At 51.4% G+C, this 15729-nt stretch carries 10 protein-coding genes; 6 read left to right on the top strand and 4 right to left on the bottom strand.

The annotated features are described in order from the left end of the window. Positions 1-6 precede the first annotated feature (6 nt). From OXI60_09905 to glpK, 6 genes are all read left to right on the top strand, one after another. Positions 7-1398: a cytochrome P450 gene (locus OXI60_09905; GenBank protein MDE0310129.1), complete on the top strand. Its 1392-nt coding sequence runs from the start codon at positions 7-9 to the stop codon at positions 1396-1398. Then, positions 1395-4826 carry an FAD-dependent monooxygenase gene (locus OXI60_09900; GenBank protein MDE0310128.1) on the top strand — a complete coding sequence of 1144 codons (3432 nt, stop codon included), beginning with the start codon at positions 1395-1397 and terminating at the stop codon, positions 4824-4826. Before OXI60_09905 ends, OXI60_09900 begins: the two co-directional genes overlap by 4 nt. Positions 4827-5113: 287 nt before the next feature. Then, the gene (locus OXI60_09895; protein MDE0310127.1) at positions 5114-5848 is read left to right on the top strand and encodes a hypothetical protein; all 735 of its coding nucleotides are present in this window, start codon (positions 5114-5116) and stop codon (positions 5846-5848) included. Positions 5849-6499: 651 nt separating this feature from the next. Continuing rightward, positions 6500-7915 carry an aldehyde dehydrogenase family protein gene (locus OXI60_09890; protein MDE0310126.1) on the top strand — a complete coding sequence of 472 codons (1416 nt, stop codon included), beginning with the start codon at positions 6500-6502 and terminating at the stop codon, positions 7913-7915. A 10-nt stretch (positions 7916-7925) separates the two neighbouring features. Further along, positions 7926-9485 carry an AMP-binding protein gene (locus OXI60_09885; GenBank protein MDE0310125.1) on the top strand — a complete coding sequence of 520 codons (1560 nt, stop codon included), beginning with the start codon at positions 7926-7928 and terminating at the stop codon, positions 9483-9485. A 527-nt stretch (positions 9486-10012) separates the two neighbouring features. Continuing rightward, the gene (gene glpK, locus OXI60_09880; GenBank protein ID MDE0310124.1) at positions 10013-11503 is read left to right on the top strand and encodes a glycerol kinase GlpK; all 1491 of its coding nucleotides are present in this window, start codon (positions 10013-10015) and stop codon (positions 11501-11503) included. Between the two features lie 43 nt (positions 11504-11546). Here glpK and OXI60_09875 read toward each other — a convergent pair whose 3' ends face one another. From OXI60_09875 to OXI60_09860, 4 genes are all read right to left on the bottom strand, one after another. Next, complete coding sequence (locus OXI60_09875) at positions 11547-12977, bottom strand: pyridoxal-dependent decarboxylase (protein ID MDE0310123.1); 1431 nt, start codon at positions 12975-12977, stop codon at positions 11547-11549. Between the two features lie 7 nt (positions 12978-12984). After that, positions 12985-13140, bottom strand: coding sequence for a hypothetical protein (locus OXI60_09870; GenBank protein ID MDE0310122.1), 156 nt, complete (start codon positions 13138-13140; stop codon positions 12985-12987). A gap of 86 nt (positions 13141-13226) precedes the next feature. Further along, positions 13227-14858, bottom strand: coding sequence for an electron transfer flavoprotein-ubiquinone oxidoreductase (locus OXI60_09865; protein ID MDE0310121.1), 1632 nt, complete (start codon positions 14856-14858; stop codon positions 13227-13229). Positions 14859-14898: 40 nt separating this feature from the next. Then, positions 14899-15543 (bottom strand): DUF1989 domain-containing protein, encoded by a 645-nt coding sequence (locus OXI60_09860; GenBank protein MDE0310120.1) that lies wholly within the window; start codon positions 15541-15543, stop codon positions 14899-14901. Positions 15544-15729 lie beyond the last annotated feature (186 nt).

Below are 15729 nucleotides of genomic sequence, written 5' to 3'. Positions count from 1 at the left end.
TTCTGTATGGTCCCTTCGTCTGAAGTCGCTGGTCCCGCGCCGTCGGCGAATCTTGCTGTGCCTAAACTCAGCGGCGGTTGGCCGTTGCTGGGTAATCTGGTTGAATTTGTCAAAAACCCGGTTTCCACGCTGGGCCGCGGCCGGGATGAACACGGTGAGCTTGTCAAATTCCGACTTGGCACCCGCGATGTCGTGTTGTTCAGCGGCACTGACGCCCATGATTTTTATTTCCAAACGCCCGAAGAGGAGTTGAACGCCAAGGCTGTCTATCAGTTCACGGTGCCAATTTTTGGGCGCGGTGTCGCATACGATGTCTCGCCGGAACTGATGTCCGAGCAGTTGGGTTTTTTATACCCGGCGCTTCGCGGTTCCCCGATGCGAAAATTTGCCACCCTGATGTATGATGAAATCCGCATGTTCGCTGATCAGATGGGCGATGAAGGTGTTATCAACCTGCCGTATGCGATGAACGAGCTGACAGTCAATATTGCCAGCCGCTGTCTGCTTGGACCGGAAGTCCGCTCGCGGTTGAATTCAGAATTTGCCGAAGCTTATCATGAACTGCAAAACGGAATAAACACCCTGGGATTTTTCCTTCCGAATTTTCCCTCTCCCAAGCATCGAAGTCGGGACCGGGCACGAAAATGCATCGCGGAGCTCTTTACCGGGATCATGACGGAGCGGCGTCGCACAGGTGCCCGGCACGATGACTTTATGCAGGCGCTTATGGACGCTCATTACAAGGATGGCAGATCCTTGAGTGATGACGAGATTACCGGCATTCTGCTTACAGCGTTGTTTGCCGGTCACCATACAAGTGCTGTATTGGCAACTTGGATTTGTCTGGAACTTTTGCAGGATCATGTCTATGTCTCCCTGATCAGGGATGAGCTGAACGATGTCTACAGCCCGACCGGGGCGATGACTCTGGATACGCTCAAGGTGCAGGTCATGCTGGAAAGAGCAGTGCGTGAATGTGAACGATTGCACCCCCCATTGATCATCCTGGTACGAAAGGTGCTCAAGACGCTGCATTACAAGGACTACGTTATTCCTGCCGGTACGTTGGCGATGGTGTCGCCGGCAGTATCACACCGATTGCCACATCTATTCGTCGACCCTCACCGGTTTAACCCACACAGGTTCGCCCCGCCCGATGCGGAGGATCGACAGCATCGCTATACGTTGATTGGATTTGGTGGTGGCAAGCATATCTGCATGGGCAAACACTTCGCGATCATGCAACTCAAGGCGATCTGGAGTGTGCTGCTTGACCGTTTCGATTTTCACAGTGAATCTGAAATTCCAGCCCCTGACTACAGAAGCTGGGTTACAGGCCCCAAATTACCGTGCACGGTTCGTTACAGCAGAAGGTCTCAAAGCAGCGTATTTCAATGAGCGACCTCACGACGTCGCGCTACGATGTGGCCATCGTAGGCGCAGGTCCCGCGGGAAGTGTATGTGCACTCGCTCATGCCCAAGGCGGAGCGAAGGTGGCGTTGCTTGAGGCTAATCCGAACGCGGCAAAACGGCTCGCGGGTGAGTGGCTGCACCCTCCGGCGCTGACTATACTGCGGAAAGTCGGGATAGACCCGGAATCACAACTTCAATCCTTTGAGGGGAAAGGCTTTGTGATCTTTCCTGAAGACAATTCCGATTCGATTACACTGCCTTATCTGAGCGACGGATTGGGGATGACGTGTGAGCACGAGGAATTGGTCACACAATTGCATGGCGCGGTGCGTGATCAATCAAATATCGACTTCATCTGTCCGGCGCGTGTTCGCTCGGTTGCTGATGAGAGCGTCACATTCTCGACCGAAGGCGTCAATCAGACTATACATGCCGACCGCATCGTTGGGGCTGACGGGCGCAACTCGATAGTGCGCAAGTCCTTGGGCCTGTTGACCAAATCGACGTCATGCTCGCGAATGATCGGAGCAGTTTTGGATGGCGTGAGTTTGCCAAAGGTCGGATTCGGACATGTGTTGCTCGGTGGGCCCGGACCCATATTGATGTACCACCTGAACGAGGATCGTGTTCGGATCATCATAGACGTTCCGTTGGACCTCTGGATTCCACGGGACAGAATCGGAATGCTGGTGGATTCCTATATCGATCTGCTTCCTGAATCCCTTCGCACCGACTTTGAAAAGGTGCTTCGGCAGGGGGCGTTTCACTATGCTGCAAACGATATCAGACAGCGACTGTTCTATGGTACGTCGAAACGGGTGCTGATTGGTGATGCGGCCGGCCATTATCATCCCATGACAGCGGTTGGCATGACGCTTGCTTTCGGCGATGCGATCGCGTTGTCCGAAGGCCGTGACTTCGCCGAATTCAAGAAACAGCGCGTACGTGCTAGCAGAGCTCCAGAGTTCTTGGCGATGGGTCTTTACGAGGTTTTTTCTGACCATCGGGTCGAGTCTGTCGCATTGAGGCGATCGATATACAGTCGCTGGCGCAACAATGCTTTTGCTCGGTTGCGAACAGTTGACTTGCTTGCCTGTCGGGACACATCGGTGGTGAATCTGTCGTTCGAGTTTTATTTGACAGTGCTGAGAGCTGTCAAAAACAATTTTCCCTGTTCGTTACGTAAGCAGGATTGGCGAAGGGTGCTGAATGTCATTGGTGAGCTTGCAATCCGCTTGTCATGGCTGGTGCGGGGCGTAATTGTCCAACGCACGGCGGGTGATGCCAATCAGGAGCGCCACAAGCATGCGCTCAATCTCATGGCGCGGGCGTTTTTGGTGTCGATGTCTTCGCAGACCTCTCAACCATCGCATGAACTTTCGAAAACAAGCCCGACATTTGACGCGAATGAGGCACTGACAGTGGCTGCAGCACGGCTTGTATCTTTTCAAGGTGATGATGGATCCTGGGAAGGTGAGATGACCTGGTGCCCCATGCTGACCGCGCAATATGTACTGCTGCACCATATTGTGGACCAGCCACTTGCTGACGTCCGCAAGCGTCGGATAGTGCGATATTTTGAGCAAAGTCAGCTGGATGAGGGTGTTTGGGGAATGCACGATCACTCGCCCCCCAGTCTGTTTGTGACAACATTGGTGTATGTCGCGGCGCGGTTGCTGGGTATGGAGCGATCCGACCCGCTGCTGACAGCGGCACTTCGTTTCATCCAAGAAGAAGGCACTCTCGGAATTCCGAGCTGGGGGAAGTTCTGGCTTGCGATGCTCAATCTTTACGACTGGCGCGGGCTGCACGTCATTATTCCAGAGTTGTGGCGTCTGCCCCGCAGATTCGCGCTTCACCCCTCAAACTGGTACTGTCATACCCGGCTGATCTATATGGCGATGTCGGTAATCTACTCACACCGGTTCTCATTGCCTGTAACGCCTCTGATTGAGACGTTACGGGACGAATTGTATCCACAAGGCTATGACACTGTGGATTTTGCTTCAGCCCGCAATCGGTTACGAAATGGTGACCTCTTCCAGCGTCCTGGTGTATGGCTTCGTGTCGGGTACGCGGGCGCACGGATTTTTGAGCGATTTCACAGCAAGCGACTCCGTGCTCAATGTGTGAACGATATGCTTCAACGCATCAAATGGGAACTTCAGACCACGAATCATACCAGCATTTCGCCGGTCAGCGGACTTTTGAATATTCTCGCGGTCTGGCTTCATGAGGCGGATGATGATTATGTTCAGGCAATGAAGAAATTGGATGGCTGGATTTGGGAAGATGAGGATGCCGGGCTACGGGTAACCGGAGCAAGAAGCGCATCATGGGATACCGGATTTGCACTTCAGGCACTGGCTGCGATTCCGAGGCGCGAATCGGTTGAGCAGGCATTGCAGTCGGGCGCGGAGTTCTTGTACCAGAATCAGATCAGGGAAAGTTTCAAGGGCTATCGCGAGGCATTCCGGGCTGATCCCAAGGGAGGATGGTGCTTTGCCGGCGGTTGGCATGGTTGGCCGGTGTCAGATTGTACCGCCGAGGCGGTCCTTGGACTGCTTGCGGCCCAGGGCGGAAGTACAGCCCCTTCGGTCGTTCAGGATGCAGTTGAGTTCATATTGCGCTCGCAAAATAAAGATGGTGGATTTGGCAGCTATGAAGCGAAACGCACCAACACGGATCTGGAATGGCTCAATCCCAGCGAGATGTTTGGCGAATCGATGACAGAACACTCCTTTGTGGAATGCACAGCATCGTGTATGGCGGCACTTGGTGAGTGCAGACAGCATTTTCCGGATATTGCCGGTAACGAAATAGCCGATGCAATCGATAAAGCTGGAATCTGGCTTCGACGAACCCAGACCAATCACGGGTCGTGGCGAGGTGTGTGGGGCATTCAGTATATTTACGGGACAATGTTTGGAATCCGAGGGCTTCGTGCAGCCGGAGTCAAATTTACTGACCCGGATTTGCGTCTCGCGTCACAATGGCTGCTGAGTAAACAGCGTGATGACGGAGGATGGGGCGAGCACTACAGTGGCGCCATGTCTGGACATTATGTGGCGCATGACGAGAGTCAGGTTATCCAGACTGCATGGGCGCTGATTGGATTGCTGGAATCAGGCAGTTCACAGTGGAACCTGATATCGCGCGGGGTCGAATACCTGGTGGGTATGCAAAATGCTGATGGATCATGGCCGAAGCAAGACATGGCAGGGGTGTTTTTCCGAACTGCGCTGCTCGACTATGCACTGTACCGGCAGTATTTTCCTCTACATGCCCTTGGACTGTATGTCCAGCGCAGCGAATATCGCCATAGGTTCGGCGATTCTGAAACCTGTATTGCGTTACGGAAACAGGCAGGAGCGCCCGGTTGTATGAAGGAGGCTCATTCGAATGGGGATTGAGTTATGTTTCACGTCCGTGGGTTAGGCTGTTGATTTTATGCACCATGATATTTCCGAATATATGAAATGCCGACAAATACCTGATTTTCGCAAAGCATGTCTTCATCGCCCGGCACCCTGGCTGAACGTTGTCGATCAAGACCACACCGACGCAAGGGTGCGCTTTGCAACGTCCTTATCGATTGTCGTATTATTGAAGAGCCTTTTAGCCTCTTTCCATTTCGGCACCTATAACCAAGCGAAATCAATTTCACCTCAGTTGGCGGGGAAGTTCATCTTGTCAAACCATGTCTGATTCACCTGATAAACCGTTGGCGTCCGATCAGGATACAAGTTCACCGCGTTGGGCTGTGCCGACTGGGTTGGTAATCGCGGTGTTTGTCGCCTCGCTCGTATTCGCCGGCAATTACATCCGTTACAGCCTGCATGGTAATTTTGACATCATTTACTTGATCTTCAGCCTGTTTTTTACGGTCAACCTGCTCATATGCTATTGGGAGATTTGCCTGTTTATTCACAGAGACTCACTCGCGACCCGGACGCATTACTGGAGGGAACGGACCAGTCGCTCGAAGCGAGACCCGCCTGTCGAATTTTTGGTCATGAAAGTTCCGTTGAGACGGATTGTATCTACGACGCTTTGGGCTGATGTCTGGGCTGCCTATTCCTGCTATGATGATTCTTACGCTGAACAAAAGACTTTCGGGTTCAGTGCAGATGTTGCCAACGGTTTTACGACCTTGATTCCGACCGCGGCTTTGTACGTGCTGTATACAGTTGAGCTTTTGCCCGCAGTGGTCGTGGGGATTGTCGGCACCATGATCTTCTGGCAATGGTTTTACGTTACGTCAGTTTACTGGATGAGTTTCTTTTTTGTCGGACGGCATAGTCGCCTAAGCAAGCGCGAGTTGTTTCTATACGTTTTCGCACTGAATAAATTTTGGGTGGCTTGCGCACTTTTGGGTCTGTACGTATCCATTCGGTTGATATTGGATGGAAACTACAGCGTGTTGGGCTATTGACCGAAAGCAGCCTTTTCCTGTTCCTTGAACGCACTTGCCGAACCGTCATTTCGATAAGTTGATGCTGTCTGCGCGACTGGCACCATTTTTCTCCTGCGGGTATTGTCTGTCTTTTCAGACACTTAAGTTCGACTTCGAAGGCATTGCGACGCCTCGACAGCGGTCCGGAACTCGGCCAAGGCCACATCGGGTGCGCAACCTGCCGCAGAATCTCGCGGCGCCGACCAAAACACCATCCCGATCATCTGCCTGCAGGGACGCTTTGAACACATCCCCCTGTCGAATCAGTATTTCGCCGCCTGACCGCAAGAGGTGCTGAGCCTGATTATCAGGTCGCTGCTCGATTGACCTGACGGCACCAGCTGTCAGTCCCCTGTCCTGTTGCCCCTCACAAAAGGAGCGACTGGATCACTGTGCCCGAAATCCGCCCGAATTGCGCCGTATCGCCGCGTGCAGCGCAGTCCAATCGGCTCCGCCACGCTACAATCAGGACCCAATGGATACCGCATCGCCACAAACCCAGTTGCCTCAATCAACTGACTTTGGATAAACGGACATGCCTGTTTTTGCAGGCTGTGTTCTCATATGTGCCAGTTGATGGACTTATAATTGATCGTCCAGTTTCAAACCAGAACTGATTGCTAAAGAATAATGAATGACTCAGTCAGCCAATCTGTTGTAGATTTTGTCAGTCGATCACGTCTTGCTATGTCTGAGCTTGAAGATGCGGACCAGCAGCGTGTTGACGAAATCGTAACTGCAATTGCGTGGGCGATTTATGAGGATGGCAACGCCGCTGAGCTAGCGAACATGGCGGTGGAAGATACCCGACTCGGCAATGTGCGCGACAAAATCGTCAAGAATAAACGTAAGACGTTCGGAACCTTGAGAGATCTGATGCGGGTGCGCACAGTCGGAATCATTGGGGAGGATCCAGCCAAAGGGCTTGTCAAGTATGCCAAACCTGTGGGAGTGGTTGCAGCGGTTACGCCGTCCACGAATCCCGCCGCGACCCCTGCCAACAAATGCATGATGGCAGTGAAATGCCGAAACGGAATTATTGTTGCCCCGTCCCCGGCCGGTTGGAATACCACCAATAGGACTGTTGAACTGATCAGGGATCAGCTGGAACTTGTCAAAGCACCTCCTGATCTCGTGCAGATACTGCCCAGTCCTGTCAGTCGCGAGGCGACCCAGGCGCTGATGAAAGCCGCCGACCTGGTTGTGGTAACCGGGTCGCAGAACAATGTCCGCGGTGCCTATTCAAGCGGTACGCCGGCAATCGGTGTCGGTGTCGGCAATGTGCCTGTCATTGTGGACTCCAGCGCGGACCTGGAACGAGCGGCTGAACGAATCAGGATGTCGAAGACATTTGATAATGGAACTTCGTGCTCGTCCGAGAATTCAGTGATTATTCTTGATTCAGTCTACCAAAACATGCTGAAAGCATTCCAGCGGGAAGGCGGCTATATCGCAACTACCCAGGAAAAGGCACGTATTCAGCGAATGTTATGGTCAGATGATGGCGTTCTGAATCGGGAACTGATCGCAAAGGACATCGGGGTTCTTATCAGCCACTTTGGTTTGAGCGAAGCGCCGCGCGATACGAAGTTTATTGTAGTAGAGGAATCCGGTACCGGAATCGGCTGCCCGTTATCCGGGGAGAAACTCTCTGTTGTCTTGACCTGCTATCGTGCCCGGGATTTTGACGAGGCAAAGAGCAGGGTCAGAGAGATACTGAACTACCAGGGCAGTGGCCACTCCTGCGGCATTCACACGACTGATATGAAACACGCACGTTCGCTGGCCGAAGAAATGGATGTCGTTCGGGTATTGGTCAATCAGGCACACACTTTCGGCAACGGAGGGGGATTTACCAGCGGATTGAACTTTACATTAAGCATGGGATGCGGCACTTGGGGAGGAAACAGCATTACTGAAAATTTGAACTACCGGCACTTTTTGAACATCACACATCTTTCTACGGAAATTCCAGAAGATAAACCGAGTGAGGAGAGTCTTTTCGGGGAATTTCTCAGAAACCATCATCCTCAATATCAGCGTTGAGATTTTCACGATGTCAGATACCATTCGATCATTAATTATTCGATGTGCGAAGGCGTACGCCACGCGTATTTACCTGATTGATCCCGATAGTGATCTCACCATGACCTATGAGCAGTTGAGGAGTTTTTGCCAAGAATTTGGCCGGATGATGTGGCATGCTGGATTCACCGAGCCCACCAAGGTTGGATTCATGCTGGAAAACGGACACTGGACAACGATTGTGTGTCTGGGGACGATGTATTCCGGGCATGTCATCGTTCCGCTCAATGTCGTTGCCAGCCGTCGAAACCTACTGTTTGCATTGACAAATGCAGGTGTTGAGGTGGTATTCGTCAGCGAGCGATATCGTCCACTGCTGGATTCACTTCTTGATGAGCTGGATAAGGACATCCAGATTGTTGATGTGGACACCACGACTGGATTTCAGATGCCCGTGACCAACCCAGGTTCGGACAATTTCAGGAGCCACAGAATCAAAAGCGAGTCGGCAGCTATGATCCTGCATACGTCTGGAACAGTTGGATTGCCCAAAGGCGCGGTGTTGAAGCATTCAAATTTGATTGCAGGTGGAGATAACGTCAAAAAAGCACATTGGCTTTCACTTGATGACATTGCGTACTGTGTTTTGCCTCTTTACCACATCAATGGACTGGTTGTGACAGCAATATCTCCGATTATCAGTGGTTCGCGCGTTGTCATGCCGAGAAAATTCAGCGTCTCAAAGTTTTGTACACACATCGATGAATACAAGTGCACATGGGTGAGCCTGGTGCCGACAATGGCCAAATACATACTGGACGAATTAAGGGATAGTAAGGATGATGCCCGGTTAAGGGCACAAGTGGCGTCGCTGAGATTTGTTCGTTCTGCCTCATCATCCATGCCATCCGGCATGCACGAAGATTTCGAGGAGATTTTTGGAGTTCCGATGATCGAGACTATGGGGCTGACGGAGACGTCCGCACCCATTCTCGCGAATCGGATGCCTTTGGGTATCCGGAAGCCTGGGTCGGTCGGACGACCTTGCGGAACCGAGGTGAAAATCATCAGCAACGAACAAAAAACACTTGGCAACAATGAAATCGGTGAGATTGTCGTGCGGGGCCCCAATGTATTTTCTGAATATTTCAATGCTCCATACGAAACTCTGACCTCCTTTACCCATGACGGTTGGTTCCGGACGGGCGATCTCGGATTTTACGATCAGGACAACTATTTTTTTGTTACTGGACGAATCAAGGAATTGATCATCAAGGGAGGGGAAAACATTTCTCCCCGTGAGGTCGATGATGTGCTCTACCATCATGACTCGGTCAAGGAAGCCGGAGCATTCGGTCTTCCTGACGATACATATGGTCAGATTGTCGCAGTGGGGGTGGTTCTCAAGGCCAACCATACATGTTCCGAAGAGGAACTGATTGAGTTTTGCAGGAAGGAACTTGGAGATTTTCGATGTCCAAGCAAGATATTTTTCACAGATGACCTTCCCAAAGGGCCGTCGGGAAAAATTCAGAGACTGGAATTCGCTAAATCGGTTACCGAGAATATGGACAAGGATACGGGTGTCTGAACTTCAGTCAAGCCGTAGCGTCTGTCTGACAGCAGTCCCAGATGCAGCAAACGAGGACGTGACCTGATTATCGCGCACAGAATTGTAACGAGACCTGCTGCGAATGAGTGTAACTTTACAAGCAATGGTCTGGACAACCGGAGTCGGAAACTCTCAGTTTTCGTTCAATAGCACCGCAGTACAGCAAGATGCAGCGATTGAGGAATTCCCGTGGAATAGTGGAACGAAGTCCCAACCATCAACCTTTCAAACGTATTTCATACCGCCGAGTCTATACTGCCTGGAATGATGCTTGGCTGCAGAGGCCGGATAGTGAAACCTGTTCCACCATTGGCTTGGTCGGCATCTCAGACAAGTCCGCTGATGTTGCCGCTTGAGATGAGTTTGTTTCGAATAGACACCCAAGGCGACTCAAATGTCCGACCAATTCGAGTGGTTTGAATTTACCGCGGACTCTGAGTCAACGTGTTGCAGGCAGGAGTGGCAAACCAAATTGTTGGCCAACGGATTTTCAGGAGTGATCCGCATTGCAATCACTTATCCTCAGTATTGACCAGGGAACAACCAGTTCCCGAGCTGTTTTGATGGACCGTAATGGGTGCATACTGCACGCGCAGCAAAAGGAGTTCACGCAATACTTTCCCGATGACGGATGGGTGGAGCATGATCCGAAAGAAATCTGGGAAACTACCTTGGCTGTCAGTCGTGAAGTATTGAACAAGTGTTCTGCCCTATCGGGAAAAGTTGAGGCTGTCGGCATCAGCAACCAGCGAGAGACAAGTGTTGTCTGGGATCGAAGGACTGGTGAACCGGTTTACAACGCAATCGTATGGCAAGATCGTCGCACCGAGAATTACTGTGAGTCTTTGAGACAGGATGGACTGACTCAACGCATACAGCACAAGACGGGTCTGTTGATTGACCCTTATTTCTCGGCGACGAAATTTGCGTGGATTTTGGAGAATGTTTCCGGTGTACGTGACCGCGCCGAGCTCGATGAATTGGCATTTGGCACGATTGACAGTTTTCTGATCTGGCATCTGACCGCCGGAAAGTCACATGTAACCGATGCCACCAATGCGGCAAGGACCATGCTGTATGACATTCGATGCCAAAGGTGGGATCAGGAGCTGCTTGAACTGTTCTCGATACCGGAACATTGCCTGCCGCAAGTTCTGGACTGCGCTGATGATTTCGGGGTGACCGAAAAACGCGTACTGGGCGAGACGATACCGATCTGCGGTGTGGCGGGCGATCAGCAGGCTGCGCTGATTGGCCAGGCATGCTTCCAGTCTGGAATGGTCAAGAGCACCTACGGGACAGGGTGTTTCATGATGATCAATACCGGCTCGGAATTAGTCCAATCCCAACATCAGATGCTTTCGACGGTAGCCTATCGTCTCGGTACCAAAACTTGCTACGCGCTGGAAGGTTCGATATTTGTTGCCGGGGCTGCCCTCCAGTGGTTGCGCGATGGGTTGCAAATTATCGACAACGCGGCGAATTCAGAGCAACTCGCAAAATCACTTGAAGATAACTGTGGCGTATATCTCGTACCGGCCCTCACCGGCCTTGGGGCGCCACACTGGATACCAAGTGCCCGCGGTGCCATATTCGGCATGACGAGGGATACGGGACGAGCACAGATTGTGCGAGCGGCACTTGAATCAGTTGCCTATCAGACAGCTGATCTATTGAATGCGGCACACACAGATGCCGATGAATTCAAACGATTGCGTGTTGATGGTGGAATGGCCCGTAATGACTGGTTCTGCCAATTCTTGAGCAATGTCCTGGATCTGCCGGTGGATCGGCCGTACAGTACCGAGACAACTGTTCTTGGTGCGGCCTATCTGGCAGGGTTGCACATAGGAATGTTCTCGACTTTGGAAGCAATTTCAGACAATTGGGAATGTGACCGGAGGTTTGACGTCACGATGGACGCAAGCCAGCGCGATCGGTTATTGGCGGGTTGGAGAAAAGCCGTGGGAATGGTGATTGGATTCGCCGAGAAATGAATTCCGCAAATTCTGATTCCGCAATGGAAACTGCCAATCCGGCCTACGAGCGGGCAGCCTGCTGAATCTGTTGCCAGGCGGATTCGATATGGCTCAACTGCGTGCGTATGGCACCGGGTACAAAACGAATGACATACTGTCCATTCAATACAGTATGCGTCAGAAATAACTTTCCTGAATTGTTGAGCATTTCGAGAATCTGTTGACTTTTATTGTCTCCGCCGCGATGTCTGAAACAGACGAAGTTCAATGACGTCGGCTGAAACAGCTCGAAATCATCACTTTCCCTGATCCAGCTCGTAAATTGTTCAGCAAGCTTGACGTGCGATCTGATATGCGCCCGCAGTCCCTCAACACCGTAGTGGTGGATCACGCACCACAACTTAAGGGAACGGAACCGTCGTCCAAGTGAAATTTGCCAGCCGCTGTAGTCAAATACCGTTCCCGCAGATGATTCTCTGTTACGCAGATACTCCGGTGAAAACGTCAACGCGTTGATCAGATCGCTTTTGTCGGCGACATAAAAGATGTCACAATCAAAGTTGGTCAGCAACCACTTATGCGGGTTGAAACAGTAGCTATTCACATTTTCCAATCCATCGAACATGTATCGGAATTCCGGACACACAGCCGCACTGCCGGAATAGGCTGCGTCCACATGCATCCATATATCGGAGTGATTGGCAAGTTGTGATATTTCCCGGATCGGGTCGATCGCCAGCGACGAAGTTGTACCAATCGTCGCGCAGATAAATGTGGGTATCCGATTTTGGGACCGGTCTTCTGCAATACGACCGGCAAGATGTTCGACGTCCATTCGGAAATGTTCATCCACCATGACTTTACGGATTTGGTCATCTCGGAACCCTGCAATCTTGAGGCCTTTCTCTCCCGATGAGTGGGTCTGATCCGTTATGTAGGCTGTCAGGTCAGACAGTGCCGCATCAGGATTGGCGTTCAGGGCCCTTTCTCTTGCCGCAATCGCAGCACACAAGGTGGCCGAGGAGGCCGAATCCTGAATCACACCTCCGCCAGACTGGCTGGAATGAAAATGTCCCGGCAGGCCGCAAATTTCAACCATCCAGTCGAGGACCAGGGTTTCGAGTTCGGTACAGGCGGGACTTGTAATCCAGAGCATTCCCTGAACCCCGAGTCCAGATGACAGCAAGTCACCCAGAATCGAAGGTCCGGAAGCATGCGAAGGGAAATAAGCGAAAAAAGACGGTGACTGCCAATGCGTGAGTCCGGGAATGATGACGGACTTGATCTCCTCCAGAACTTCACTGTAGGGTTTTCCATGCAAAGGAGGATTTTCGGGAAAACTTCGATATATGTCCCCCGGACCGACTTGTGAGCGGACCGGATACGATTCAATATCTCGCATGTAATCCGCAATGAGATCGATTGTCTGATAGCCCAATTGACGGAACTGATCTGGTGTCAGGTGGTTGGCGCCGGAATTCTCGTCGGTCATGTTGAAATTACTTTGCTAGACGGGAGGTCGTATACCCGCATCGTTCACACTCGACAATTTCCACCTTGCCTGATGTCCCAAATCCGAACTTGATCTCAACAACACGATACTTGTGCAATCCCAACTTGCACAATATCCTGCCGACTTGATTGGGAATATTCATTTTTCCATCGCAGCTCGCGTCATGTCAGTGTTCGCGAAGCGTTTAGGGCACAGTACTCACTCCGTTGGTTGATATAGCCACTTCCACTACATATTGGGATAGTTGGGTCCGCCGCCGCCTTCAGGAACGATCCAGTTGATATTCTGAGTCATGTCCTTGATGTCACAAGTTTTACAGTGAACACAATTCTGAGCGTTGATTACGAGTTTCGGACTGTTGTCTTCATGGACAATCTCGTATACCCCTGCGGGGCAGTAACGCTGTTCAGGCGCATCATAGTCCTTGAGATTCACAGAAATGGGGACTGAATCATCTTTTAACGTCAGGTGTGCCGGTTGATTCTCCTCGTGGTTCGTATTTGACAGATAGACGGACGAATTCCTGTCGAAACTGACGACGCCATCAGGTTTTGGATATTCAATCGGAGTACATTCGGTTGCCTTCTTCAGCGACTTATGGTCATCGTGGTGGCGAAACGTCCAAGGCGCACGCCCGCGCAGCACAAAAGAATCAAGTCCGGAGTAGATCATGCCTGGCCACTTCCCCAGTCTGAAACTTGGGCGGATGTTGCGTGCGAGATACAGTTCCTTCCACAACCAGCTTGATTTGAGCGCTTCGCTGTAGCCCGTCAGCTCGCCTTGAGCGTCCGATGCGAGGTATTCATATGCGGCTTCGCCTGCAGTCATTCCGGATTTCATCGCGGTGTGGGTGCCTTTGATCTTTGGCGTGTTGAGAAAACCCGCACAGTCTCCGATTAGGGCGCCGCCTGGGAACGTCAGTTTCGGAATTGCCTGATAGCCTCCTTCTACCAACGCACGCGCGCCGTAGGCTACCCTGCGTCCATTTTCGAAAATATTCCTAATTGCCCGGTGTTGCTTGAATCGCTGAAATTCTTCGAATGGGCTTAGATAGGGGTTTTCGTAGTCAAGTCCCACAACAAAACCTGTTGCCACCTGGTTGTTGTCAAGGTGATAGATGAACGAACCGCCATAGGTCGAACTGTCCAGCGGCCAACCGATACTATGCCAGACATACCCTTGTTCGTGGACGCTGCTGTCAACCTCCCACAGTTCCTTGATTCCAATTCCGAAAGTTTGTGGTTGTGCATCCTTGCGAAGCTGGTAACGTTCATATAGCGTTTTCGTCAGAGAACCCCTGCATCCTTCGGCGAAGAGCGTCAGTCGGGCATGCAGCTCTGCTCCGGGCGCATAGTTGGCTGTCGGCTGTCCGTCTTTTCCAATGCCCATGTCTCCTGTCGCGACACCTTTGACGCGGTTCCCGTCATAGAGAACTTCCGCCGCGGCGTATCCCGGAAATATGTCGATTCCAATCGCTTCCGCCTGTTCTGCCAACCATCGGCACAGATTCCCCAGTGAGATGATATAGTTGCCATGGTTGTTCATCTGCGGCGGTGTTGGAAGCGTGAAGGCTGAGTTCTTGGTGAGCATGACGAACTTATCCCTGGTTACCGGACAGTTCAAGGGTGCGCCAGTTTCCTTCCAATCGGGCAGAAGTTCATTCAGGGCCGTCGGCTGTAAAACTGCTCCGGACAGAATGTGCGCGCCAACCTCTGAGCCTTTCTCCAATATACAGACACTCAGATCGTGGCCTTTTTCCATGCACAATTGCCGTAGCCTGATCCCGGCAGCAAGACCTGAGGGCCCCGCTCCGACAATCACAACGTCATATTCGAGTGAGTCTCGCTCTTGGGTCATAATTTATTTCTCTGACGTCGTCAAGTTAGCTGAAAGGCACGAATTACTGTCGGTAAACTTCCACTCGAACTTCTGTCGGATTTTCGCTGTTGCATGGATTGTTGACCTGCGGGCAGTTTGAAATTACTGAAAGTACGTCCGTGTCAGCTCGCAGAGTGACGTAGTCCCCAGCAATGGATTTTCCGGGTTCGAATACCGATTTTTCCGTATGTCCGTCCTCGTAGACTGGGACCGAGCAAAAGAAGTTGATATTTGGAACGATATCGCGCCATCCCAGCCCGTAATGCGAAAGTGCACTTAGAAAACTCTCCCGACAACCGGGCACATCTGAAACTCCATACAGCATCTGATTGCTCCAGGAAGAACAGCAACCGGCTATTGTATCGTGTCCGCCCGGTGTTGTATCTTCAACCAAGGTCAATAAGGGATTGGCATAATCGGAGTAGAGGACAGAGTCTTTCGAAATGTGAATGCTCTGTGCTGCCTTGATGGTATTGGGAGCGTGATATCTTTCTTCAAGATTATTTGCGTTATAACAAAGGAAATCAACACCTTGTTGACCCTGTACGTCAATAATCCTCAGCAAACTTCCTTCCGTGAGAACTCCGTGCCAATAACTTCCGGGCGGGATAGTCTCGCTTTGTGCCGGGCACTGACCTGGATTTGAAATTACATTCGGAATGCTCACTTTGAACTTGAGGATATGCTGGAAGGTGAAATATAGAAAAAGTATACACAAAACTTTGGCTGTTGCCGCTGTGAACAGAGGTTCCATACGCTAACCGCTACTTTGTTGAGTGATGCAAGGTGAGTCAATCAGCCGATCGCAACTGAATCATTGAAATCGGTCGGATTGGAAGTGACAAGCAGCGAT

This window comes from Acidiferrobacterales bacterium (genome assembly GCA_028820695.1).
Lineage (GTDB): Bacteria > Pseudomonadota > Gammaproteobacteria > Arenicellales > JAJDZL01 > JAJDZL01.
This window is presented reverse-complemented; position numbering and strand designations above follow the sequence as displayed.